Raw genomic sequence first — 23,839 nt, 5'->3', positions numbered from 1 at the left:
AAAGGGACTTTTCTTCATGAGACCGCTTCGCCTCCTTAACCCGGTACTATTCGCGGCAGGCCTATGCGTCCTGATCGTCTCAGCATCTCCTGCGTGCGGCGGATCCGACTACGTCTGGTGGGAAGGCGAAGACTTCGCCACCAGTACCTTCCCGAAGAACAACCCGTTTTCGCCCGCTTCGCTCGGTGCCAATGCGCAGCTTCTGTCCGGCGGAAACTGGCTGAATGCCAACGGGAAAACCGGTATCCAGCCGCCGACGGCATCCTGGAAGATCGTCGTACCCGCCGACGGCGACTACGCGTTCTGGGTACGCAAGTTCTGGAAGCACGGGCCGTTCAAATGGCGGTTCGACTCGATGCCCGCCGGCGAATGGCGGGAATGCGGCCCCGATGCCGCGCTCGCCGACGACACACAACTCAAAAAGTTCGTCAATGCAAATTGGGTTTCACTGGGCTCGGTCCAATTGCCCAAGGGCGCTCGAACCTTCCAGGTCGAACTCATTCTCGGCAACGGCAAGGATTGGGGGGCGGGCTTCGATTGCTTTGTTTTGTCGAAGGGCCCTTTCACGCCCAACGGGAAAACCAGGCCCGGCGTGAAGACGGGCAAGGCCGATGACGGCTACTTTGCGTTCGAACCCGACAGTGACACCTTTCGCCCGGATGCCCTGCTCGACCTGCGATTCTTGAACGAGCCCGTCGCCGGCCAGAACGGCTTTCTGAGCCGTCATGGAAAAGATATTACCTTGGGAAAACAACCCGGGGGCGACACGAAACCTGCCCGTTTCTGGGCAGTCAACGTCGGGCTTTCCAACGCCACGCAGGACCGCGCCTCGGTCGATTACCTCGCACGCCGGCTGGCCAAGCTCGGCGTGAATATGGTCCGCTTCCACAGCCCGCTCTGGTCGGATGCAGACCCCACTCAGATCGACCCGAAAAAACTGGACGCCCTGCAATACTTCGTCGCGGCGATGAAGAAGCAGGGCATCTACACCACCCTCAGCTTCTACTTCCCCGTCTGGGCCGACGGACAAAAGCTCGGCCTCGAAGGCTTCGACGGCGTCGCCGACAAAAAGCCGTTCGCGCTGCTGTACTTCAACCCCAAGCTGCAGTCGATCCATCGCGGCTGGTTACGCCAAATGCTGACGAGCCCCAATCCGCATGCGGCCGGCACGCCCCTCGGCCAGGAACCCGCGATCGGCATGGTCGAGATCATCAACGAAGACTCCCTCTTCTTCTGGACGTTCAGCAAGAAGAGCGTGCCGGCGTTTCAGTGGGCGCAGCTCGAAGCGATCTACGCGCAATGGCTGACGAAGAAGTACGGATCGACCGCCGCCGCCATGCAGGCCTGGAACGGCGAGCGCGCCCCTGGGGACGCCGCCGATCGGCCAGCGCTCTACGAGGCCTACCACATGACCGCCGCCGGCGTGAACCAGGGTGGCTCGGGCAAGCGCAAACGCGTCGGCGATCAGGTGCAGTTCCTCGCCGAGCTGCAACGCGGCTTCTACGACACTGCGACCAAATACATCAAGAACGACCTGAAGTACGGCGGCCTGGTCGTCGCGAGCAACTGGGGCGTGGCCGACCCCGCCATGCTGAACGCCACCGAACGCTGGACCTACACCGCCGGCGACGTGATGGATTCCCACGGCTACTTTGAAGCCGATCACAAAGGCGACGGCTCGGCCTACTCCGTGCGGGTGGGGCATACGTTCAAGGACATCGCGCCGGTGACCGTGCCCTCGCTGCTTCCCCTGCGTTTTCAGCAGGTCGCCGACTATCCGCAGATCATTTCCGAGATCGGCTTCACCCAGCCGAATCGGTACCGGGCCGATGCGGTGTTCCTGTCGTCGGCGTATGGCGCGCTGCAGGGCGTCGACGGCATGTTCTTCTTCGCCGTCGGCAGCAACTACCTTCTCGATGCCAGCATTCAAAAGTTCCAGGTCGCCAGCCCGGCGTTCGTCCAGTCGTTTCCGGCGGCGGCGCTGGCGTATCGCCGAGGCGATGTGACCGAGGCCGACCCGGCGATTCACCAGGCCGTTCCGCTGCCTGACCTGTGGGGCATGAAGGGAGGCTTCGGCTGGTCGCAGGATGCGCTCGACCAGTTCCGCGCCAAGGACGTGCCGCCGGGCGCGGCGATCGCCGGCCAGGTGGACAAGATCGACAGCCTGACGAGCTACATCGGCCCCATCGTCCGCACCTACGGCCCCGACGCCTCGCAGAGTGCCCAGCGCGACCTGCCGCGCTATCTCAATCGCGACGCCAAGACCATCGCCAGTCTGACGGGTCAGTTGCGGTGGGATTACGGCAAAGGGCTGGCGGTGATGGACACGCCGTGCGCCCAGGGCGCGGCCGGTTTCCTGGCGGCCGCCGGGACGATCGCGACGTCGAACGTCCGCGTGGCGATGGCCAACGACTATGGCACGGCGACGGTCGTATCGCTCGACGGGTTGCCGATCGCGCAGAGCCGCAAGGTGCTCGTGCAGGTCATGACGCAGGATCAGCCGACGGGATTCCGGGCCGAAGGCGGCGTGGTCAAGGATTTGGGGGCAGCGCCGTTCGGCATCCGGAAAGTCGCCGGTTCGATCGAACTGCTCTCCGCCGGCAGTGGGGCGGCGGCGAAGGTGACGGCGGTCGATTCCAACGGCTACGCCACAGCCGCCAAGGTGGCAACCAAGCCCACCGCCGGCGGCGTGCGAATCGACTTGCTGCCCGATGTGCTGTATTACGTGATTACGCGGCCGTGAACGTGACTTCTGGAAGCCCGGTCAGTGACACGGGCTTCCAGCCCGTGCGAGGTGCGTCGTGCTTCAATCGGCGTTCAATACGAAGAATCCATCCGGCTTTTTGCTGATAGAATTGATTGAACTACGGCGTCGCACGCACGGGCTGGAAGCCCGTGTCACTGATGACGTCGCCTCCTGGCGAACCTGTTTCGCCCCACAAGCCACTCATGAACCCACTCTGGACCGAAATCGCCGCCCGTGCCGCACTGCCGCTGTCTGAAGCCCAACACGCTCTGCTGTCGCGCTACCTCGACCTGCTCATCGAAGCCAACCAGACGATGAACCTGACGCGGATCACCGACCGCGCCCAGGCCGAACTGCTGCACATCGCCGACTCGCTGACCGTCCTGCCCTTCCTCCCGAAAAAGCCTCACACGCTGGCCGACCTCGGCAGCGGCGGCGGGGTTCCGGGGATTCCGCTGGCGATCGCCCGGCCCGACGTCCGCGTGTTTCTCGTCGAAAGCACCAAGAAGAAGGCCGCCTTCCTGCGGAAGGCCGTGACGGAGCTGGGCTTGACCAACGTGCTGGTGTCGGACAGTCGGGTGGAAGACGTCGGCCATACCGACCGCCGGGAGACGTTTGATGTCGTGACCGCCCGGGCGGTGGCGCTGCTCCCCTGGCTGGTGGAGTGGTCGATGCCGCTGCTGAAGAAGGGCGGCGTTCTGCTGGCAATGAAGGGGGAACGCGGCCCGGCGGAGGTTGAACAGGCCACCAGCGCCTGTAAACGCATGAACGCCGACGTGCCGGTGATCGAGCCCATCAGCCTGCCCCAGACGCAGAACCACGTCATCGTTAAAGTCGCCAAGCGAGGCATTACGCCGCCGATATACCCGCGGTCCGCGACCGTGACCAAGGGCAAACACCTGTAACCGGGTTGAAACCGAAGCCGAAAAGGGGCAAACCAGTTTCTGGACTATCGGACTCACCACGAGCCGTTTTTCACGTCATTGTCTCTAAGTGCTGATCTATAATCGTTCGAGGCGAGGTGAACCGTCGCCTGTTCGGCTCTCGTTGGGATGACCCCTTCATGCTCGTTCTTGCCCGACAACGCGATCAGACCGTCATGATCGGCGACGACGTCCAGGTGACGGTCGTCGACATCCGCGGCGACAAGGTGCGGCTCGGCATCAACGCGCCGCGCACGGTCTCGGTCCATCGTAAGGAAGTTTACGACGCCATCCGCAAAGAGAACGAGTCGGCCGCGCAGGTGAAGCCCAACGACATCCCGAACTTAAGCGGCCCGTCTCCCGCTCCCATCGGCAAGATCGAACCCGCGCCGGCCAAGGCCGACGAGTTTATGCTCGCAGCGATAGAAGAGGCGCGCAAGAGCATGTCGCAAGGCGGCCTTCCCATCGGCAGCGTGCTGGTGCGCGACGGCAAGATCGTCGCCAGAGGCCACAACCAGCGGGTGCAAAAAGGCGACCCGATGGCCCACGCCGAGATCGACTGCCTCACGCACGCCGGCCGCCAGAAGAGCTACAAGGACACCGTCCTCTACAGCACGCTGATGCCCTGCTACCTTTGCAGCGGCGCGGTGGTGCAGTTCGGCGTGCCGAGGGTGATCGTCGGCGAGAGCGTCAACTTCGCCGGCGGGCCGGAGTTCATGCGACGGCACAACGTTGACGTCGTCGACCTTCAGAACGCCGACTGCATCGAGATGATGAAGAAGTTCATCGCGGAGCATCCGGAGTTGTGGAGCGAGGATATTGGCAAGTAAGCCATCGATACGGGAGGGCGGGGTGTCAAATTCGCCCCACATTCCAGTCATCTCGTACGCCGCCGACGTCCTAACGCGGTATGGCATCGCGTATGAATCAAATGGCCGTCATGCGCGGCTGGTCGTCCCTTGGTCCCGACATCTGCTTTATCGTTTAAGTGAACTGGCGATTCCGTGCTTCCTGCTGTTCTATGCGGCTGGTTCTGCATTTGGCATCATCCAGTTGCTCGATTCACCTCGACCTCCGCTCGGCTGGGAACTTGCCGTCGCGTATCACGCTTTCCTTGGCATTACCTTTGTTCTTGCCACTGTGATCGGTATACGAGAATGCATGCGGCTGTTCGGACAGCGCACTGTCTTCGAACTCGGTGATCACTGGCTGACTATTCACGATCACGACGGCAGAGGCCGACCGCGAACGCGGTCTTGGGATCGAACCCATATCGGCGACATCCGCACCGGTCCGGTCCCGTGGACCGCATCGGAGTTTCTGGGGCATGGACTGCATATTCAGATCACCGGCAAAACGATCTTGGAGGTGATGCCGGGACATCCGCCACAAGTCGCCCTTTGGATTGCCAACTGTCTCAACGCAGCTTTACGATGTCCCGTCGGCCAACTGGCGATGCGCTCATGAAGACGATGCTGTCGTACGAGATCGAACGTGGACCAGAGGCATTTGTGGAGCCCACCGACGTCGGTGCGGATCTAGTACTGCCTCTGCCGACATTTCGCTCTGTCGTCTTCGATTTCTCACTCGCGGCCATCTTTGCTCTCATGTTTTCTGTCTGGACAGGTGCGCTTGCCTTTGGATTTATCTCCGGGGATGAGCGCTTCGTACAACGGGCGCGCGGCGTCTTTGTCACCGGCTCGTTCCTAGCGTTGTCCTCGTTCGCCGCCGTTCACTCAGGATTGGACCTTCGGACCCGTTTGTCAGGGCGCCTTCCGCGTCGCGTGCGGATCGCATTTGTCTCATCTGCGCACAGGTCAAAGAATCAGCAGGCACCCGCCAGGATCAGTGCCCGGAGGAGTTGGCTCGTGTCGTGGTCGCCGCAGTGGGTTATTCGTGTTGAGTTCGGAGCATCCATTTGGAAAGGTTGCCGAATGTATGCGATTGGCAAAGACCAACAGTTTGCCGAATCGCTCGCTGCCGAACTGCGAACACTGTTGCGCCTGCCGCCGGACTAAACGGTCGCGCCAGATCAATCCATTGCCTCGAGTGATCTGCTAGAATTGCGGGCCTAGATACCCGCATGCCCACCACCCTCCACGACATCCTTGGCCCCCAGGGCGCGATCGCCCGCCGGCTCGGCAAGAGCTACGAGCACCGCCCGCAGCAGCTCGAGATGGCCGCCGCCGTCGCCGATGCGCTGGAGACGGGGCATCACCTGGTCGCCGAGGCGGGCACTGGCGTGGGCAAGTCGTTCGCCTACCTCCTGCCGGCGATCGATTTTGCGACGCGTCACAAGAAGAAAGTCGTCATCTCGACCCACACGATCTCGCTGCAGGAGCAGTTGATCGACAAGGACATCCCGCTCATCCGCGCGGTCTATCCCGAAGAGTTCACCGCCGTCCTCGTGAAGGGGCGGAGCAACTACCTGTGCCGCCGGCGGCTCGACCAGACGCGGCAGCGGCAGGCGGTCATGTTCGACGAAGAACGGCAGGTCGAAAGCCTCTGGCAGATCGAACAATGGGCCGCCACCACCACCGATGGCTCGCTCGCCGATCTGCCGGCGTTGCCCTACCCCGGCGTGTGGGACAAGGTGTGCGCCGAACAGGGCAACTGCCTCGGCAAGAAGTGCCGCTTCTACGAAGGCTGCCACTGGCAGGCGGCCAAACGGCGGATGCAGGGCGGGACGATCCTGGTCGTCAACCACGCCCTGTTCTTCTCCGATCTCGCCCTCCGCGCCGCCGGCGTGCAGTACCTGCCGAAGTACGACGCGGTCATCTTCGACGAGGCCCACACGCTGGAAGACGTCGCCGGCAGTCACTTCGGGTTGAAGGTGTCGGAATCGACGATCAACCACCAGCTCCGCACGCTCTACGACCCGCGCAAGGGCAAGGGCATGCTGAGCACCCACGGCTCATCGGCGAACCCGGCGATCCAGGACGTGGTCGATCTGGCCCACCTCGTCGACGACTTTTTCGACCGCTGCGTGGATTGGCAGAAAACCCAAGGCAGAGCCAACGGGCGGATCAATACGCCGGGCTTTGTCGATAACGACCTGTCGCCGAAGTTGAACGACCTGGCGATGCACCTCAAGGCGATGCTGGCGGAGATCAAAAACGAAGAAGAGCTGAGCGAGCTGACCAGCCAGTCGGAGAAGGTGGCGACGCTGGCATCGACGGTGGATGCGCTGGTCAACCAGAGCATGGAAGGGGCGGTTTACTGGATGGAGCAGCCGGCGACCGGAGCGCAGGTCCGCGGTCGCGCGATGACGGGCCAACGCCGCGTCACGTTGAATGCCGCCCCTGTGAACGTCGCCGAGGGGCTGCGGATGCACCTGTTCGAGAAGCTCAAGAGCGTGGTGCTGACGAGTGCGACGCTGAGCACGGGGAACGGGGAAATCGCGATCACTCCCCGAGGCGTAATGCCGAACGGTCCAGTCAGTGACACGGGCTTCCAGCCCGTGCAAGGTGCTTCCCGCGTCGAAGGACTTCGCATACGCCAGGGTGCCTATCTCCCGCATTGGAACAAAGACGCTGCCACCTATGCAGTGAACTTTCGTCTCGCCGATTCTCTTCCTAAACATGTTTTGGAAGGCTGGATCGCAGAACGTGAAGACATCCTCGTCAACGCCAGGCAGCAGCACCGCCCCTTGACTGAAACAGAGCGAGATCGCTTGCGGGTCCTGTTTTCGGAACGAGTCGAGGCGTTTCTGGACCAAGGTCATGGCGAATGCGTACTCGCAGATGAATCAGCGGCGGCGGTCGTCGCTGAGGCACTTAAACACTTTGACGGACAGCGTTACAGGCTCATCGCCTGGTGCGTCATGCCCAATCATGTCCACGTCGTCGTTCAGCCCCTTGGTACGCACAGCCTCGAGTCGATCCTGCACTCGTGGAAGAGCTATACCGCTAATGCGATTAACAAGAGCCTTCTGAAGTCTGGTACGCTTTGGATGGCCGAGTCTTACGATCACCTGATACGCGATCAAGCGGATCTTGATCACGCGATCAAGTACACGTGGGAGAATCCTGAGAAGGCTGGATGGACCGATTGGGAGTGGCGTGGGATAGAGAAAAAGGCCGCCGTATCAGAACAATCCGTCGCATCGCGCACCTCGCACGGGCTGGAAGCCCGTGTCACTGACGGGGCGATCCGGCCGCGCAGTCCCTCATCCGGCCCTGACCCCTTCGCTTACGTCCGCGCTCGGCTTGGCCTGATCAACGAGCGCACCCTTCAGGTCGGGTCGCCGTTCGACTACGCCTCGCAGGCGACGCTCTACCTGGAAGAAAATCTCCCCGATCCCAACGACAACCACCGGTTCCTGCCCGCCGCGTGCGACCGGATTCTGCATTACGTCCGTAAGACCTATGGCGGGGCGTTCGTGCTGTTCACCAGCTACCGCATGCTCGCCGAGGCCGCGGCCCGGCTGAAGCCGCATTTTGATTCGCTGGGCCTGCCATTGCTGGTTCACGGACAGGGTGCGCCGCGAAAGGTGCTGCTGGAGCGGTTCCGGTCGATCGATAACGCCGTGCTGTTCGGGACGTCCAGCTTCTGGCAGGGGATCGACGTGCAGGGGGATAAGCTGCGGAACGTGATTATCACCAAGCTGCCGTTCGCCGTGCCGGACGAGCCGGTGATCGAGGCCCGGCTCGATGCGATCAAGCGGGCCGGCGGCAATCCGTTCATGGAATACTCGGTTCCCGAGGCGGTCATCAAGCTGAAACAGGGGTTCGGAAGGCTGATTCGGTCTAAGACCGATACGGGGATCGTCGTCATCCTCGACAGCCGGGTGAAGACCAAGCGCTACGGAAAGCTCTTTCTAGATGCCCTCCCGGGGTGTAAAACGGTAACGGTTAAGTAATTCATCAGACATCGAACGTCGCATCGCGGAGCAGGTCAACATGTTCGGAAACATGCAAGGTTGGATCGCGTCGGTCGTCATCATCGCGCTGACGGCGGGGCTGATCGTCTGGAAGGGCAAGCCCGAGGGGCGATCCAAGCCGACCGGCAGCCTGAAGGCGGCGATGGTGTCGGCGGCGGTGCAGCCGTCGCCGGATACGCTCATTCCGAAGGGGACCAAGGATGCCAATGCCGGCGAAGTCTACCGAATGCTCGCCGCCGCCGTGAAGGGTAAGAGCCGGGTGTACGACCTGAAAGACGGCGACTTCGTCCGCGCCCAGGGCACCAAGAAGCGCGCGATGATCAAGACCGTCGAGGCCGAGATGGACATGCTCATCGAGGCCGGCGAGTGCGCGAAGATGGACCTGTTTGCCAGCAAGCCAACCGAGGTCATCAACTACGCCAACCGCAAGCCGATCCTGCCGGAACTGCAACAGACGGCACTGGTGGCACTCAGCGTCGCCGGCATGTGGGCGACCCCCGACAGCAGCAAGCCCAACAGCAAGCCGGAGAACCCCGCCAAGGCGCAGAAGCTGTTCGAGGCGATCTTCCACCTCGGCCGGTTCCTGTCGGACGAGCGGGTTTTCTTTGAGGAGTACCGCATCGGCGTCGACCTGATGGGTAACGCGGCCAAGCAGCTTTCCAAGCGGGGCAACTACGACGCGGCCAAGAAAGACCAGCTCGACCTGTTCTCGCAGCAGATCAGCCTGGAGCGCTACCTGACCGCCATCCAGGTCATCACGGGGATTCCGGAAGAGGGAAAGCTGATGGCGTTGCCGGGCGACATCTTTGATGTCGCGCTCAACAGCAAGGAGCCGATGTGGCAGGTCGAAGCGATCCTGAAGCTCGGCCGCATGCGGTACATGCAGGGCGTGAAGTACGGCGACCAGCGCGACGCCAGCCTGGTGCTGGCCGAACTGGCCGCACGGACCGATCTGCCGGCGAACGTCAAAGCCGCCGCGGTCGCCGCACGCGACATGACGATCGAACAGGTCCGGATGATCGGCGGGTCGGCGTAAGCGGTTGAGGCCTCAGCTCGGGAGAACTGCGAAACGGGAGCACTGCGTGGTGCGATCGACGGTTGTCCTCCTCGCGATTCTCCTGTTGTCGTCCGTGCCGACGGTCGTTGCCACTGCCGAGCCGGCCAAACCGCGTATCGCGGTCTTTCCACTCGCCGGCGACGCCGCCGCCGACGTGCGCGAGAAAGTCGGCTTTTCCATCCGCAGTAAGTTCGCGACCGACGGCACGTATGAATCCATCGATGGCGTCACGATGGCCGAGGCCGTCGCCGATGGTGCCGCCGTCACCCTTGCCGCCAGGCCCGAAGACCTGCGCAGATTGATCGATCACGAAAAGCCGGCCGTCCTGATCTGGGGAGAGCTGGTCGGCGGAACGCCCACGAGCGTGGCCGGTGCGACGATCCGGCTGAAAGTCCTCGACCTCCGCCAGGCGGGCGCTCAACCGACTGACGTGGTCAAGAAGCTTGCCGACCCCACCGACCTGCGGTTTGCCGTCGAAGAGATTGTCCAGACCGTTGCCGGCGTCGGCCCGATCCGGCGGCCGAACGAGAACGAAGTCATCGACGACGAAACGTCCAAAGCGCTCTGGACCACGAACCCCAACCTGATCGCCAACGGCGACTTCTCCGGCGGCGGGGAGTGGCACGCCATCCTTGAGGCTCGGAAGGATCGCGTTGAGCCCGCCAAGGCGCTGCCGGCGGCCGACCGGGCGAACATCCATACCCTTGCCCCAGGCAAGGACGAAAAGCCGAACCCCGTTCTGGCGATGGTCCTTTCGCGCAACGCCGCCGAGAGCACCGGCCTGGCCTGCCTGTCCAGCCCGATCGCGATCAAGCCCGGCCGGCGGTACCGCATCAGCTTCCGCTACAAGAGCGACGGCCCGACCGCCCACGTGTTCGTGAAGGGGTACACCACCGGTGAAGACCTCAAGGGTGGCAAGGCCGAGCGCGAGTGTTTCCGCACGCAAGTGCCGCCCGCAGGCCCGACCGATGGCCAATGGCGGACTGCCGTCGCGGACATCAATCCGCATCACCCTGCGTTCGCGGTCGAGTCACTGCGTGTCGACCTGTATGCGTACCTGTCGCCGGGCACGATTCTGTGGGATGACGTGGTCGTGAAGGACGTCGGTCCGCTGGCGAGCAAGGGGAAGGACGATGCGATCGAGAAGCCGCCGACCCGGCCGACCGGGGTGAAGTAGCAACAGCGGATGACCGCGATTCGAGCGGCCGATCAGTGCGCGAATCGAATCGTTCCGGAAGTCTACTTCAACACGAAGGGCACGAAGCCGGGAAGGTCACAAAGAAACATCTGCTACTTGGAACAGCCGCCGACAGCAGCTCGTAAATTGCATCTTCTTCGTGTCCTTCGCGCCTTCGCGACCTTCGTGTTGAAGCGGAACGTCAGGTGGCAGGCAGGACGGACACCCAAGACCTTCATTCCCCGCCCGAACGCACCACGTTGAGATACGCCCGGGCCCGCACGTGGCCGCGGTCGATCGCGGCTTTGAGGTAGGTCTCGGTCAGCTGCGTGTTGGTCGGCGAACGCTTCAACGCCAGCCAGGTGTACTGCCCGGCTAGGAAGTTGGCGTACTTGTCGGTGGATCGGGCCGCCTCGCGGTACAGGGCCAGCGTCTTGAGCGTCCGCTGGAGCGCCTGAACCTGTCGCAACTCTTCGAAGAGCGGGTCGGCGTAGTTGGCGTGCGCCAGTTCCTGATCGTTCAGCGACCAGAACAGCGCCAGGCCCATCAGCGCGATCGGGTCGGCCAGTTCGCCCTGGCGTTCGACGCGGCAGCCGTCCTTGAAGAACGCGAACGCCTCCGAGGCCTTGGCACCCGGCGTGGCGAGCGTGACTTCGCCGAGCAGGCCGTTGGCGCGGGCCCGGCTCCTGGCATCGACCGAGTCGCGCGTCTTCATCATCAGCGCGCGAATGCCGCCGAGGATCGCCGGCCGCTTCTCGCCGACCGACCTTGTTCCGCGTTCGTTCTCCTTGATCTGCATCAGGTCTTCGGCGAGCGTGACCCGCTGCGGTGCCACCTTCGGTTCGTTCGGCGGCCAGATTTCATCCACCAGCGCGGCGTAATCGCTGATACGCGTTTCGGTCGCATCGCACTTGGCGACCAGCTTCAGCTTGTCGAGCGTGCGATCGGCGCGCTTCTCATCGAGCGACTTGCGGGCGTAGTAGGCGTAGACGTCCCACTGGCGGTCCAGTGCGGCGGCCCGCACATCGGCCGGCGTGGCGGGGGCTTCGATCACCTTCGACAGCAGGTCCAGCGTCAGCCGGAACTCCGGATCGCCGGCCACCGGCGATACCCGCGGTGGTGTCGCCTTGTCGAAGCTCATGTACCGCTCCGACTGCACCAGCATCGCCGCATGCACCTTGCCCAGAGCCAAGGGCTCGAGCTGGTTCGTCAGGTCCGGGTAGGTCTCCCGGCGTTTGTCCAGGTCGGCGGCGTCGGCGCGGAAATCCATCAGCGTCTTTTCCGCAAGCTTCATCCACGCCGTCCGCTGATCGCCGGTCAGCGGCACGATGCCCCGGGCCAGGCTGTCCACGGCGGTGGCCCAGTTCTTCTTCAAACCCGCATCGGCGACTGAGGCGGCATAAGCGTCGAAGAGATAAGCGCCCGCGGCGGCGGAAATCGCCGGGTCGGTGCTGGCCTGTGCCTTGACGCAGAGCTCGATAATGCGGGCGAAGCTGCCTTCGGCGTCGGTGCTGACCATCCGCCGGGCAGGGCCTTCGCCCTGGTAGCGCAGCAGCGATTCGGCCAGCAGGATGGCCGCCGGAACGCTGCCGGCATTGGCGAACGGGGCGAGCGGTCGCGGGTCGCGGACGATCTGCTGTCGTTCGGCCAGGTCCTTGTTTTCGGTCCAGAGGCGCTGCAACTGGTCGCCGACGGTCTGCATCGCCTGAGCGTAAGGTGCGCTCTGGCCGGCGTCGCGCATCTTGGTCAGTTCGTCGACCGGGATCTCCGACAGCCAGGCGACCAGGCCCGCCCAGTTCTTCTTGTCGGCCAGATGATCGACCTGTCGCAGGCGCGCATCGTGCAGGTATTTCTTCGCCTCGGCCGCCTGCGGGCTGGCGGGCTTGACCTGTTCGAGAAAGCGAACGACCTGGGCGAAACCGTTGGTGTCGTCGAGGGCGCGCAGCCGCTTGGTCGCCCCGGCACCTTCGTAGTCGAGCCAGAACTCCGCCATCAACAGCGCCGCGACGCTGGACCCCTCGGCGAACGCCGGCTGCATCAGCGTTTCGAGCGTGGGGTAGTTCTTGCGGCGGAGGCTCAGGATCGACTGGTCGGCACGGAACGCCGTCAGCACGCTGTCGGCGGAGGTCGCGAAGTCGGCGGTTTTGCTTTCGAGCACGGCGAGCCGGCGCAGCTCGGCCAGGCGGGTGAGTGCCGAGTTCCAATTGCCCTGGCGGACGTCATCGGCGATCGCCTTCTTCGAGACCTCGTACGCCGTCATGCCGACGACCGGCTTGTCCGGTGGGTTCTTGTTCTCGAGCGGATTCACGACCGGGCCGACGGGCTTGGTGGTGGCGACCTCGATCGGGCGCGTCGTCGCGGGTCGGGTGGCGACAAGGTCAGGCGTTTTGCCGAGCGGGTTTTCCGGCCGGGTGGCCGGGCCGATGACGACCGGCTGTGTCGCGACGGGTCGGGTAGTCGCCACCAAGTGTTGGGTGGCCGGAATTGTCGGGCGCGTCGTCGCGACGGCGGGTTGCGACGTTGCGACCGACTGTGTGGCCGCATTCGCGATCGCCTGCGTGGCGGCGCTGACGGGCCGCGTCGCCGGGTCCCACAACGCCGTCCGGGTCGTCGGCTGTGTGGCGGACTGTGTGGTCGGTTGAGTGGCAGGCGGGTCGTTCTTCGTCAGATACGCCTGCAGCTGCGCCAGCCAACCCTCCTGCACCGCAAAAACGCCGGTGCCGGCGATCAGCGCCAGCAGCAGCAGCACGAACAGCGCGCCGCCTACGCCACTCTTTTTCTTCTGCTTTCGGCCCTTGCCGGCCGGTCCGAAGTAGACCTGGGCCGGCGGATGCTGCGACGTCGGCGGATAGCTGGCCGGGGCCACGTAGGCGGGCTCGGGCTTTTTGGTTTGTGGCGGCTGCTGCGGCTGGATGACCTGCCGTGGCGCCGGCGGGGGCGGCGGCGTGCGCGGGACTGGCGCCTTGGGCTTCTGCTGCTCGCCGAGAAATGCCTGCATCGCCGCCGCGGCGGTCGACGGGTCGTCCGTCACCCGCATGGTCCGCGGCACGGGCTTGGGCTCGGACAATGCCGCGTCGATCTCATCGATCTTCTTGCGGATGACTTCCAGGTCGCCGCGACTGGGGAACCGGGTGGGCGACAGGGGCTGGACCGTCGCGCCTGCCTTGGGGTCGGCCAGCGGAAACTCACCGCCGTAGCCTGCGATAACGGTGCCCAACTGGGCCAGCAGCGCTTCGACGGTAATGCGCTGCCGGGGGTCCGTCAGCGTGCACAGTCGGGTGATCTCGACCAGTGCCGGCGGTGTGTCGGCGGCAATCTTGCCGAGGTCCGGGAACCCCTCGGTAAGCACGCGGTGCATGATCTCCTGCGCGTCCTGCCCGTCGAGCACGTGTCGCCCGGTGAGCATGAACGCCAGCGTCGCGCCCATTGCAAACACATCGCTGGCCGCCGACGCGAACCGTGCCCCGCGCCACAGTTCCGGCGACATGTACTGTGGCGTGCCCAGGAGGGTGATCTCCTGCGTCATGCCCATTGCCGCCGAGTCCTGTGCCTTGGCGATGCCGAGGTCGGTGACTTTCACCTTCCCCTTCTTGCTCAGCAGGATGTTCGGCGGCTTGATGTCGCGATGGATGACGCCTTCGCTATGGGCGTTGTGCAGGCCGCGGGTCGCGAGCATCGCGATGGTGGCGGCTTCGTGCGGGTGCAGCCGGCCTTTGCGATGGATGCGGCTCTCCAGCGTTTCGCCGTCGATGTACTCCATCACCAGGTAGAGCAGACCCAGGCGATTGGCGGGAAAATCGTAGATGCGGACGAGGTTGGGGTCGTTCAGCCGTGCGGCCTGCTCGGCTTCCTGGCGAAACCGTGCGACGGCCTGGGCGCTGTAGGCGCTCTCGCCGGTGCGCTTGAGCACCTTGACCGCCACCTCGACCTTGAGATCGAGGTGCATGCCGCGATAGACGGCGGCCATGCCGCCTTCCGGCAGTTTCTCCACGATGACGGCGGGCTCGAGTACTTTGTACCCGTCGACCGTCGGCACGTCGCGAAGGTAAGGATCTTGTAACGGCGAGATGGCCATGGACAACGACGACAACGCGCGAAAAGGGTCCCGGGGTTAGAGAGAACAGAAAGTCATAAGTTCATAGCCCTGTTTGGGGCAATTGGGGACGAGGTCCACCCCGACACCTCTCTCATCCCGCCTCCAACTCCGTCAACCGCTTTTTCTTCTCGGCGATCGTCGCCTGGGCCTGTTTCAGTCGGTCGAGGGCGGCCTTGGCCGCCGCGAGCGAACCCGGCGGGGGGTCGATCGCCGGTGCCTGCTGAAGTTCGACAAACTGCCGGCCGAGGTCGGCGTGCAACGCAGGGGCTTGCTGGCGAATGCGATCGACTTCCGCCGACAGCGACTGCAATGCCTGCTGATGGGCCCGCTCCTGCCCGGCGCGAGCCGCCTCTTTCGCCGACTTCTCCTGGTTCGAGGCGGCGACCTTCGCCGTCGCCTCGGCGTGGGCCTGGGTCGATCGGTCGAGCGCTTCGGCAGCGGCGGTGCGGGCGGCGACCTTGTCGGCCCAGTCCGCCAGGGGCGCCTTGAGCGTGACCAACGACGTTTCCAGTTCCTCCATCGCCGACTGGTATCGGCTGGCGAAGTCGTCCTTCGGTTCGCCGGCGGCTTCGGTGGAGAGCTCGGTCAGCCGGGCGGAGATCGCTGCCATTGCCGGTGACCGCTCGCTCGCGGTGGCGGCGACCGCCTGGCGGGCGCGGGCCTGCTCGGCGCGGGCGTCGGCGAGCGTCTGCACCGCCAGCGCCAGGTCGCCTTCCAGCGTGGCATGTCGTGCCTGCCACTCTTCCAGCCAGTGCTGGTGGTCGGCGGCGTGCTTCGACGCCTCTTCCTCGGCGGCCTTGCGACGTTCCTTCACCTGCTCGACGGAGGCATCGAGCGCGGCCAGCTTGTCGGTCGCCCGGAACGGCTTGATCTTTTCGTGCGACGCCGCCGTCGCCGCCCCGGCCGACTGCCAGAGCTCGGCGCCCAGCGAAGTAGCCGCCTGCTGAAGGGCCGACTCGATCGCCGGAATCTGTTGCTCGATCGCGGCGATGTCGCGGTTGAGCTCCTTCTTCTCCTTCATCCGGTGGATGGCGCCTTTGACGTTACCGATGATGCCGCCGAAGAAGCCGGCGTCCTCGGGAATGATCGCCTTGGGGTGCTGCGAACCTGGTGCGGCGCTGCCCGGAATGACAGGCGGCGGACCCGACGCGACCGGCGGCGCACCGGCCGATCGCTGGCTGCCCTGCGTCGGCGACATCGGCACGACCTTGGTCTTTTTGCCGCAGACGCCGCAATCCACGTTCTGACCGATGTCCACCGCCGGGGCGGTATCGATCGCGCCACAACTCTGGCAGACGAAACGGACCATCTCGGATGACGACGGCGGCTCCTGGGCGAACGCGCCTTCGCCGTCGGGGATGCCAGTTGTCGCCGTGCCGTCGAGATCCACCTTGAACGAAGCGCTTCCGGCCGCGCCTGGCGTACCGAGCACGACGAGCATGCCCTGCGTCAATGCCTGGCGTTGCACGCGGGCGCCGCTCACCCAGGTGCCATTGGTCGAGTTGGTGTCGATGATGTACCACTGCCCCTGCTCGAACGAGAACTGCCCATGGCGGGTGGACACCAGGAAATCGACGGTGTGATCAAACCGCACCCGGCTCTCCGGATGCCGCCCGACCTGGACCTGCCCCGGCGCGAGTTCCTGCGTGGTGCCGGCGTTGCTGCCGGTGAGATGGATCACGCGGAGCGTCTGGCTGCCGGAAGTCGGCGGGGCGGTAATGCCCGGCGCGGTGGTTCCAGCCATGGTGGGGAGGTATTCGCTTGCCATGAGAGGTTCGTCCATCTGTTGTCCCCCGTTGTCCGGAAGGTCCGGCACGGCGGACAAGCGTCCTGATCAAGAGAACTACGGAGCGCTACGGGGCGGTTCGGCCGGTCTTGCCAGCGGGGTTATCTTACAACGTGACAGCTTATTCGGGGACAACAACTTGTGAGTTTGGCGTCCCCAGGGTGCGGCTGGCGGATGCCCCATCCGGCTGATGCTGTCGCAAGTCGTACTTGTCGCGTCGGACGGCACCTTCAACAACAGACCTGATCCGGGCGGGCCAACTTATCGACATCGGCAGTGTCCAAGGGGGCAGACGGCCGTGAGCGCGAAAAGAAAAGCTTCCACGGCAATGTTGTCCTAATAAAATACGAACAGGAGAGTCGTGAATAGGGTGGCTCTCGCCGGTCGCTGGAACACTCCAAGCGATTGGGCCATCGATTTCACCGAGGCGCACAGCGCGACCGAGCCGTCCCCCGAAACGAAGAGAACGCGAAGGCGCGAAGGCACGAAGAAGCCGCGAAGGTCGGCGAATCAATTGTCGGCCAAGTGAGAGCTCACGGCACATATCTGCCGATCCTTCTTCGCGTTTTCTTCGCGGCTTCGCGCCTTCGCGTTCTCTTCGTTTTCGTTGCGGTTCGGCCGCACTGTGCGTCCGGAACACGTATGGCGCAGAAACATCGAATTTCCCAAATCAAACCCAACGGCAACCCCGTTGAACGTTGATTTTGACGTCAGGAACGGGTTCGGCGATGTCGGGCCCGTTGGCTTTGCGTTGCAAAACGGATCTGAGACGGGCTGCCGATAGCCTGGTACTCCGTTTAATCTTTCGCTGGGTAATGCCATGAAGCGAATCACAACCCCCAAAAGCCGTGCCGGCGTTTACGGAACGACGCTGCTGCTCTGTGGATCGATGTTCATGAGTGGGTGCACCGGCAATGCCGCCGCGGATGGCGGGCTCGTCGGGGCGGGGGCGGGTGCGCTGACGTTTATCGGACTCAAGGCCGCCGGTGTGAAGACGGGGACGGCGGCGGGGATCGCCGCGGGTGTGGGTGTGGCGGCGGGCGTGATAACCTTCTTCGCCGCCGACGCCAAGTACAAGCGCCAAGCCAGCGAGGCCGAGGAAGCCCGCGCCCGCCAGGAAGCCGCCCGCGTCGCCGAGCAGGACCGCCAGGCGGCTCGCCAGCGCAAAGACGACTACTACGTTCCCGTCAGCCAGCAGAACGGGGAAGTCGGATTACAGAAGATCGATCACACCACGAACAAGCCTGCCAGCGACGAAGTGCTGGTCTACAGCGAGAAGGACCTCAAGGACGCGCAGGCGAACGGCCAGACGGTCAAGATCGACGGGCACGAACTGGCGGGGCGGCTGTAAGGTAGGCGGACCGGACGGTCGCCCGGGCCGCGCCGCGTTCAATCCATCGCCTGGCGGCCGGAACTTACCGGTTGTGAGTTCCGTAAAGACTCGTTGAAATGACATCGTTCCCGAGTGAACTTCCGAGATACGGACGACGGCCTTTGTTTTGAGGACGCTTGATGGCCGCAGCGGTCGTGTTCAAAGTGCGATGCCCCGCCTGCGGCAAGGGCCTGAGGGTCGAGAACGTGGAGCCTGGGGCGCAGGTGTTTTGTCGGGCCTGTGGCGCTCGCATGCAGATGCCCGCGCCGCCGTTGCTCGGACCGGTGGTGGACGATCCTTCCGCGATTCCGGTTCTGGAGGCTCTGCTGATTTCGGGGGACGGCACGGCGCGGGCTCCAGAGCCTCAAGGGGCTTTGACGCCTCTGGCTCCTGAGGTGCAGGTCCAGCGCGAAGCACCGCTTTCTACGCCGCCGTCCCCGGACAACGTTCCCCTTGCGGCGATCGATCGGCCTGAGCCCGCCGCTCCCCAGCCGGCGTTCGAACCGGTACCCGAGCCGACGCAGGGCCACGAGGGGAACTTTGTCGTATCAGCCGAGTTGCCCGGCGACGATTCGGAGGTGCCGCCCTGGGCGGCGGTCGCGGCAATCCCGGCGACGAAACCTCCACCCGTTCCCGCCGCCGCTGTCCCAGCGGCTCCGCCTCGCCAGGTTCCGCCACGCCTGGTACCGACACGAATCGAGCCACCGGACCCCGATCTGGAGCAGCAGCGGCTGGCGATGGCGCCGCCGTGGATCCCGCCGCCGCAACCGGTGCAGCAGGTCACGCCGACTGCCGTCGCCCCAGTCGCGGCAAACCAGCGGCATGACCCACTGGCCGACACGGACATCCAGCCGGCAATTCGAGAAGAGCCGCGGGGTGTCATGCCGGCGGGAGGGATGCCGACCGACGACGATATCCGCACCGTGCTGGCGGCGCATCGCGCGGGCCAGCTCAAGCTCGTCGAAGGCCATCACCGCCACGGGCATCCGTTCTGGTGGGCGCTGCTGGGCATGCTGTCGGCGGCGGCGGTGGTTCTGATCGCACTGGTGTGGACCGGGCAGGTCAATTGGTTCAACTCGTGGGAGAAGCAGGCCTACCCGACCGTCGCGCAGTTTAAAGCCGAGGCCGAGGCGTTTGCCGTCCGCGGGGCATTGAAGGAGTCTCACGACCGCTACCGGAAGATCGACGATCTGATCGGAGGGCGCGAGGTTCACGACGAGCGTCTGCGGGAGATCGTGCAGTCGGCGCGCGACGATGCCAAGCGCGTCTACGGACTGCTGCTGAGCCGACTGGCCGAGCCGGCCGTGGTGGTCGCTCCGCCGCCGCCGGCCACGCAGGCGGTGGTGACCGAGCCCGGCACCAAGGCGAATCCGGGAGCGACGGCGACCACGACGGTTCGTCCGCCGGCGGTCGGGACGGGAGTGGATCCGAACCCGCGGGTGGCACCGTCCACGCAGGTGGCGTCGGTCACGGAGCCGCGCGTCGGACGCGAGTCGCCGCCGGCCCGCACGCGACCCGCCCCGCGACCCGTCAGGCGTGCGGCCGATGCGCCGCTGACCGACGCGGAGATCGGGGAATCGATCCAGTCGGGTGTGAACTACCTGCTCAAGCAGTTCGACGGAAAAACGAACCTCGTCATCGGCCGGGAGCGCGGCGGCGACGCGGCGTACTTCGCCGGGCTGGATGCACTGGCGGTCTACGCGCTGCTGCAGGCCGGCCAGGCGATCGACGACCCGCGCATCAGCCATCGCGGAGCCGAGATGCGGGCGCGACTCGAGGCCCTTCGCGCGCTGCCGATCGAAGGCGCTCACCAGACCTACGCCCGCGGATTGCGCGCCACGTGCCTCGCGCTGTTCAACCGCCCGGAAGACTTCAAAGTCATGGCCAATGATGTTGATTGGCTCCTGGGCACCACGGACGGGGGCGCTTTCGGATACAGCGGCGACTTCCGGAACTTGGTCCAGCGGGGCAACTTTCCCTCGCGCAACGGTTCCTGGGACAACTCCAACAGCCAGTACGGGTTGCTGGGAGTCTGGTCGGGTATCGAAGCCGACCCTCGCATCGAAGTGCCGATGGCCTTCTGGAAGGCCGTTGATCGCCACTGGACCAACACGCAGATCCCCGACGGACAGTGGGGATACGTCGAAAGTGGAAGCGGCACCGGGCGGCTGACGATGACCTGTGCCGGGTTGGCATCACTGTTCGTTGCCCACGAATACCTGGAACCGCCGACCACCAGCGGCACGGTCGGACGGGAGCCCTTCTCGCCGGCGCTGCGCAAAGGTCTGGAATGGTTCGAGCGCGGCGATAATTCGGTGAAAGTCCGCAACGGGAACTGGTGGGGCTATTCCCTGTACGGGATCGAGCGCGTCGGCCTGGCCAGCGGCTTCAAGCACTTCGGAGCGCACGACTGGTATCGCGAACTGGCCGAGCAGATCGTCAAGAAGCAGTTAACCAACGGCTCCTGGGGCGACGGCGTCGTTGATACGTCTTACGCGGTGCTGTTCCTCTCGCGCGGACGACACCCGATTCTCATGAACAAGCTCCGGTTCGACGGCTACTGGTCGAACCGGCCACGCGATGCGTCGAACATGGCCCGCTTTGCCGGCAGGCAGTTCGAGCGGCCGATCAACTGGCAGGTGGTGAATGTCGAAAACCCCTGGACCGACTGGACCGACAGCCCGATCCTCTACATCGCGAGCCACGAGCCGCCGAAGCTGACCGACGAGCATCTGGCAAAGCTGCGGAGCTTCGTGCGATCCGGCGGGATGATCTTTACGCATGCCGACGCGGGGTCACCCACGTTCGACAAGTGGGCCCGCGAGCTGGCGGCCAAGCTGTTTCCCTATGAACTGACCGATGTGCCGGAAAACCATGCGATCTGGAGCAGCGTCTACAAGCTGACGGCTCGGCCCGCGCTGCTGGGCGTTTCGAACGGCAGCCGGCTGCTGATGGTGCACTCGCCGAGCGACATCACGCTCAAGTGGCAACAGCGGGCGGATCGCGCGTTCGAGGCGAGGCCCGACCCGGCCCGGCCGGCGACGGTGGTCGCGCCCGATTCCGAGACCAAGACGCGGATGCTGTCGTCATTCCACTTCGGCATGAACCTGTTCGTCTACGCCGCCGGCAAACGCGACCTTCGCAACCGCCTCGACTCGGCCTGGATCGAACGGCCGGCCGCGGCACCGGTCGACACTATCCGGATCGCCCGCATTCAATACGGCGGAAACTGGGATCCCGAGCCCGGCGCCTGGGAACGCTACGGCAACTGGTTCCAGCAGACGACAGGCACGCGGCTGGAGATCCAGCCGGTGAAGCTGGGAGATCTCAAGGCCGACACCGTTTTCAGCCATCCGATGGCGCACCTGACGGGGACGGCGCGGGTGGGCTTCACCGACGCCGACGCGGCCGCGCTGCGGTCTTACGTAGAGGCCGGCGGCGTGGTACTGATCGACCCGACCGGCGGGATGAACGCGTTCGACACAGAGGTTCGTGAGACACTGCTCGTCAAGGCGTTTCCCGACCGATTCGCAAGGCTGCTGGACCCCGGCCATCCGCTGATGTCGGCCGGGGCGCCCGGGATGGAAGACGTCGGCAAGACGATCGTGCGTGGGTACACGCTGGAACGGCTCGGCGGGGGGATTGGCACCCTGCAGATTCTGACGCCGGCCACCTCCGCAAAACCGGGGGACAAAGCCGGGCCCAATCCGGGTGCGGTGATCGTGACGAGTCTCGACCTGACCAGCGGCTTACTCGGCACCAACGTGTGGGGCATCCTTGGATTTCAGAACCGGTATGCACAAAACGTCGTGAAGAATGCCATCTTCTGGACGGTGGACGGTCGGGCACAGAAGTAGGAATGGATCGACTCTCTCGGCGTTGCCACTATGCGTGCCGTGCGTTCTGCGGAATGTCCGTCGGCCTAGGCGTGATGGGAAGGCCCGCTGGTTCGGTGGTCGCGTCGCCAGCCGCACTCCGGGCATCCGCGGACGAAGTCGTAGCCGAGGTTATACCCGCACTGAAGGCATGCGCCGCGGCGAATGCGACCGACTTCTACGATGAACCGCCGGGGCCTGACCGCGATGACGTAGAACGCCCACAGGATCAGTGCATATAGCAGGGTGTTGACGACGAAACCCGGCCAGGCCGGCAGGAGCGGCAGGACCGATCGCTTCGGCACAGAGGACGCTGTCGGGGTCGAGTAACTGTTGAGGTAGGTCGGAGTCGGCACGATGGCGCTGTCGGGATACACCATCCACAGCGATCGCATCGGCCAGCCGTAACCAACGACGATGCGGCGTTCAAGATTGGCACTGCCGTCCGAAACCGCAGTGCTCCTGGCATCCAGCCCGCCGAATGAAGGAAGCAGATCGGCCGGCTTGGGGCCGCTCGTTGTGTAGGAACCGCTGCCGGAAGCCGGGATCGCAGCGGACTGATAGCCGCTTTGCCCGTAGTAGCTGCTGGCACGCGCTGCCGACGCCCATTGGACGTTGCCCGATTGGTCTACCAGCCCGACGGCGTCGATCTCGTTCCAGCCGGCGACCTTTGGTGAGTCGATCCAGATGCGCACGGTTCGCGTGGGGAAGTCGATCTTCAGCGGCACCTCGCTGGTTCCCATGCCGGATCCGGGCGGTGTCGGGTCGGTTCCTTCCCACGCGACGACGGATGTTCCATCAGGTCGGTACGCCTCGACCTTGAACAGCCCGCCGGGGTTGTACGTCTCGACGACTTTGACCGAAGCGGGAGTGACAGCGGTCTTGAAATCGAGTTCGAGCCATTCGATCGCCGCGTCCGTGCTGGACGGTGCCCAGGCGGTGACCTGGTCGCCGGCGAAAGGCGTGTCCGGCGCGCCGCAGGCCTGGCGGTAGCTCCAACTGACGGCGGCGGCGTGCTCCGAGATGACCGCGGTCGAACCCGGCGATTCGTACCGGCTGACCGTCCATTTTTCATCGACGCCGGTCGAGGTCGTGAGCGAAGTGCTCGGCGCCGCGAATGCATCGATCGCCATGGAAAGGATCAGCGCTACGGCAATATTCAAGATCAGCCCCAGCGCCAAAAACACCATGATCTGGCGCACGAGGTGCCGGCGGCGTCGGTTTCCGCGCGGGTCGGTGTCGCTGGCGGATGTCGTCATAGTGACCTCGAACGATTCGACCGGGCGGTCAACCCTAAAGACGTTCATCGATCTGTAAAGTTGCTAAAGCGTCATGGTTTGAGCGTACGATTGCGGTCATGCCGACCCTTAAGTTCGAGTTGACACTTGCCGCGTCGCTGGATGACCTCTGGGCGTTTCATCAGGACGTGAGCCGGGCGCTTCCGTTGCTGTCGCCGCCCGGCAGCGACGTGCGCATTATCGCGGCCGACCTGCCGGCGCGTGTCGGGCAACAGGTGAAGATGAATGTGCGCGGCCCGCTCGGGAAGCGTCTGAACTGGGTCGCCAGCATCATCGAGTTCGAGCCGCCCTCACGGCAGAACGACTCGCGGCAGGCGCGATTTGTCGATGTGCAGCTTTCGGGGCCGTTCGCGGCCTGGCGGCACGAGCACCAGATGGAAGAGACGGGCCCTGGAACTTCCAGGCTGATTGATATCGTCACCTATCGGGTGCCCCTCGGGCCGCTGGGGAAGGTGGCCGACTGGATGTTTGTTCGACGGCAGCTCGAGTCGATGTTCCGCCACCGGCACGCTGTCACGCGTAAGGAACTGGAAGGCGGACGCGGATGAGCTCGGCACTCCTGCGCGGTCTGACTACATGACGTTATCATTGTGATAATAACCGGCGCAATTCCATGACGAAGTTGGT

The 23,839-nt window shown here is 64.5% G+C and carries 14 protein-coding genes; 11 read left to right on the top strand and 3 right to left on the bottom strand.

The window, feature by feature from the left end; all coding sequences use genetic code 11:
* The first annotated feature begins 16 nt into the window (after positions 1 to 16).
* The 8 genes from IPV69_RS12765 to IPV69_RS12730 all read left to right on the top strand — a co-directional run bounded on the left by IPV69_RS12765 (position 17) and on the right by IPV69_RS12730 (position 10,785).
* Entirely contained in the window at positions 17 to 2,743 is a 2,727-nt protein-coding gene (locus tag IPV69_RS12765) for a hypothetical protein (RefSeq protein ID WP_206295498.1), read from the top strand.
* Positions 2,744 to 2,949: 206 nt separating this feature from the next.
* Positions 2,950 to 3,651, top strand: coding sequence for a 16S rRNA (guanine(527)-N(7))-methyltransferase RsmG (rsmG, locus tag IPV69_RS12760; protein WP_206295497.1), 702 nt, complete (start codon positions 2,950 to 2,952; stop codon positions 3,649 to 3,651).
* 158 nt (positions 3,652 to 3,809) lie between these two features.
* Positions 3,810 to 4,499: a carbon storage regulator CsrA gene (gene csrA / locus IPV69_RS27280; RefSeq protein WP_206295496.1), complete on the top strand. Its 690-nt coding sequence runs from the start codon at positions 3,810 to 3,812 to the stop codon at positions 4,497 to 4,499.
* A gap of 22 nt (positions 4,500 to 4,521) precedes the next feature.
* Positions 4,522 to 5,136, top strand: a complete 615-nt coding sequence (locus tag IPV69_RS12750) for a hypothetical protein (RefSeq protein ID WP_206295495.1) — start codon at positions 4,522 to 4,524, stop codon at positions 5,134 to 5,136.
* Complete coding sequence (locus tag IPV69_RS12745) at positions 5,133 to 5,687, top strand: hypothetical protein (protein WP_206295494.1); 555 nt, start codon at positions 5,133 to 5,135, stop codon at positions 5,685 to 5,687. The genes IPV69_RS12750 and IPV69_RS12745 overlap by 4 nt, the downstream gene beginning before the upstream one ends.
* Before the next feature lie 65 nt (positions 5,688 to 5,752).
* Positions 5,753 to 8,530 (top strand): helicase C-terminal domain-containing protein, encoded by a 2,778-nt coding sequence (locus IPV69_RS12740; RefSeq protein ID WP_206295493.1) that lies wholly within the window; start codon positions 5,753 to 5,755, stop codon positions 8,528 to 8,530.
* Positions 8,531 to 8,570: 40 nt separating this feature from the next.
* Positions 8,571 to 9,587, top strand: coding sequence for a hypothetical protein (locus IPV69_RS12735; RefSeq protein ID WP_206295492.1), 1,017 nt, complete (start codon positions 8,571 to 8,573; stop codon positions 9,585 to 9,587).
* A 46-nt stretch (positions 9,588 to 9,633) separates the two neighbouring features.
* Positions 9,634 to 10,785, top strand: a complete 1,152-nt coding sequence (locus IPV69_RS12730; RefSeq protein ID WP_206295491.1) for a hypothetical protein — start codon at positions 9,634 to 9,636, stop codon at positions 10,783 to 10,785.
* A gap of 235 nt (positions 10,786 to 11,020) precedes the next feature.
* Here the strand turns inward: IPV69_RS12730 and IPV69_RS12725 are convergent, their stop codons facing one another.
* Both IPV69_RS12725 and IPV69_RS12720 read right to left on the bottom strand, forming a co-directional pair.
* The gene (locus IPV69_RS12725) at positions 11,021 to 14,860 is read right to left on the bottom strand and encodes a serine/threonine-protein kinase (RefSeq protein ID WP_206295490.1); all 3,840 of its coding nucleotides are present in this window, start codon (positions 14,858 to 14,860) and stop codon (positions 11,021 to 11,023) included.
* 112 nt (positions 14,861 to 14,972) lie between these two features.
* Positions 14,973 to 16,625, bottom strand: coding sequence for an FHA domain-containing protein (locus tag IPV69_RS12720; protein ID WP_206295489.1), 1,653 nt, complete (start codon positions 16,623 to 16,625; stop codon positions 14,973 to 14,975).
* Between the two features lie 862 nt (positions 16,626 to 17,487).
* On the opposite strand from IPV69_RS12720, the gene IPV69_RS12715 reads away from it, so the two are divergent.
* Together IPV69_RS12715 and IPV69_RS12710 are read left to right on the top strand one after the other, a co-directional pair.
* Entirely contained in the window at positions 17,488 to 18,018 is a 531-nt protein-coding gene (locus tag IPV69_RS12715; RefSeq protein WP_206295488.1) for a hypothetical protein, read from the top strand.
* A gap of 161 nt (positions 18,019 to 18,179) precedes the next feature.
* Positions 18,180 to 21,896: a DUF4159 domain-containing protein gene (locus tag IPV69_RS12710; protein WP_206295487.1), complete on the top strand. Its 3,717-nt coding sequence runs from the start codon at positions 18,180 to 18,182 to the stop codon at positions 21,894 to 21,896.
* A 65-nt stretch (positions 21,897 to 21,961) separates the two neighbouring features.
* Here the strand turns inward: IPV69_RS12710 and IPV69_RS12705 are convergent, their stop codons facing one another.
* Positions 21,962 to 23,173 (bottom strand): hypothetical protein, encoded by a 1,212-nt coding sequence (locus tag IPV69_RS12705; protein ID WP_206295486.1) that lies wholly within the window; start codon positions 23,171 to 23,173, stop codon positions 21,962 to 21,964.
* Positions 23,174 to 23,271: 98 nt separating this feature from the next.
* Between IPV69_RS12705 and IPV69_RS12700 the strand changes: the two genes are divergently transcribed.
* Positions 23,272 to 23,760 carry an SRPBCC family protein gene (locus tag IPV69_RS12700; RefSeq protein WP_206295485.1) on the top strand — a complete coding sequence of 163 codons (489 nt, stop codon included), beginning with the start codon at positions 23,272 to 23,274 and terminating at the stop codon, positions 23,758 to 23,760.
* Positions 23,761 to 23,839 lie beyond the last annotated feature (79 nt).

The sequence above is a fragment of the Humisphaera borealis genome (genome assembly GCF_015169395.1).
GTDB lineage: Bacteria > Planctomycetota > Phycisphaerae > Tepidisphaerales > Tepidisphaeraceae > Humisphaera > Humisphaera borealis.
The sequence above is the reverse complement of the archived record's forward strand: the minus strand, read 5'-3'. Positions and strand labels throughout refer to the sequence as shown.

Coding starts and splice junctions, on each gene's coding strand:
- IPV69_RS12765 (WP_206295498.1), top strand. CDS start 17: ATGAGACCGCTTCGCCTCCTTAACCCGGTACTATTCGCGGCAGGCCTA.
- IPV69_RS12715 (WP_206295488.1), top strand. CDS start 17,488: ATGAAGCGAATCACAACCCCCAAAAGCCGTGCCGGCGTTTACGGAACG.
- IPV69_RS12725 (WP_206295490.1), bottom strand. CDS start 14,860: ATGGCCATCTCGCCGTTACAAGATCCTTACCTTCGCGACGTGCCGACG.
- IPV69_RS12735 (WP_206295492.1), top strand. CDS start 8,571: ATGTTCGGAAACATGCAAGGTTGGATCGCGTCGGTCGTCATCATCGCG.
- IPV69_RS12710 (WP_206295487.1), top strand. CDS start 18,180: ATGGCCGCAGCGGTCGTGTTCAAAGTGCGATGCCCCGCCTGCGGCAAG.
- IPV69_RS12705 (WP_206295486.1), bottom strand. CDS start 23,173: ATGACGACATCCGCCAGCGACACCGACCCGCGCGGAAACCGACGCCGC.
- csrA (WP_206295496.1), top strand. CDS start 3,810: ATGCTCGTTCTTGCCCGACAACGCGATCAGACCGTCATGATCGGCGAC.
- IPV69_RS12740 (WP_206295493.1), top strand. CDS start 5,753: ATGCCCACCACCCTCCACGACATCCTTGGCCCCCAGGGCGCGATCGCC.
- IPV69_RS12745 (WP_206295494.1), top strand. CDS start 5,133: ATGAAGACGATGCTGTCGTACGAGATCGAACGTGGACCAGAGGCATTT.
- IPV69_RS12700 (WP_206295485.1), top strand. CDS start 23,272: ATGCCGACCCTTAAGTTCGAGTTGACACTTGCCGCGTCGCTGGATGAC.
- IPV69_RS12720 (WP_206295489.1), bottom strand. CDS start 16,625: ATGGCTGGAACCACCGCGCCGGGCATTACCGCCCCGCCGACTTCCGGC.
- rsmG (WP_206295497.1), top strand. CDS start 2,950: ATGAACCCACTCTGGACCGAAATCGCCGCCCGTGCCGCACTGCCGCTG.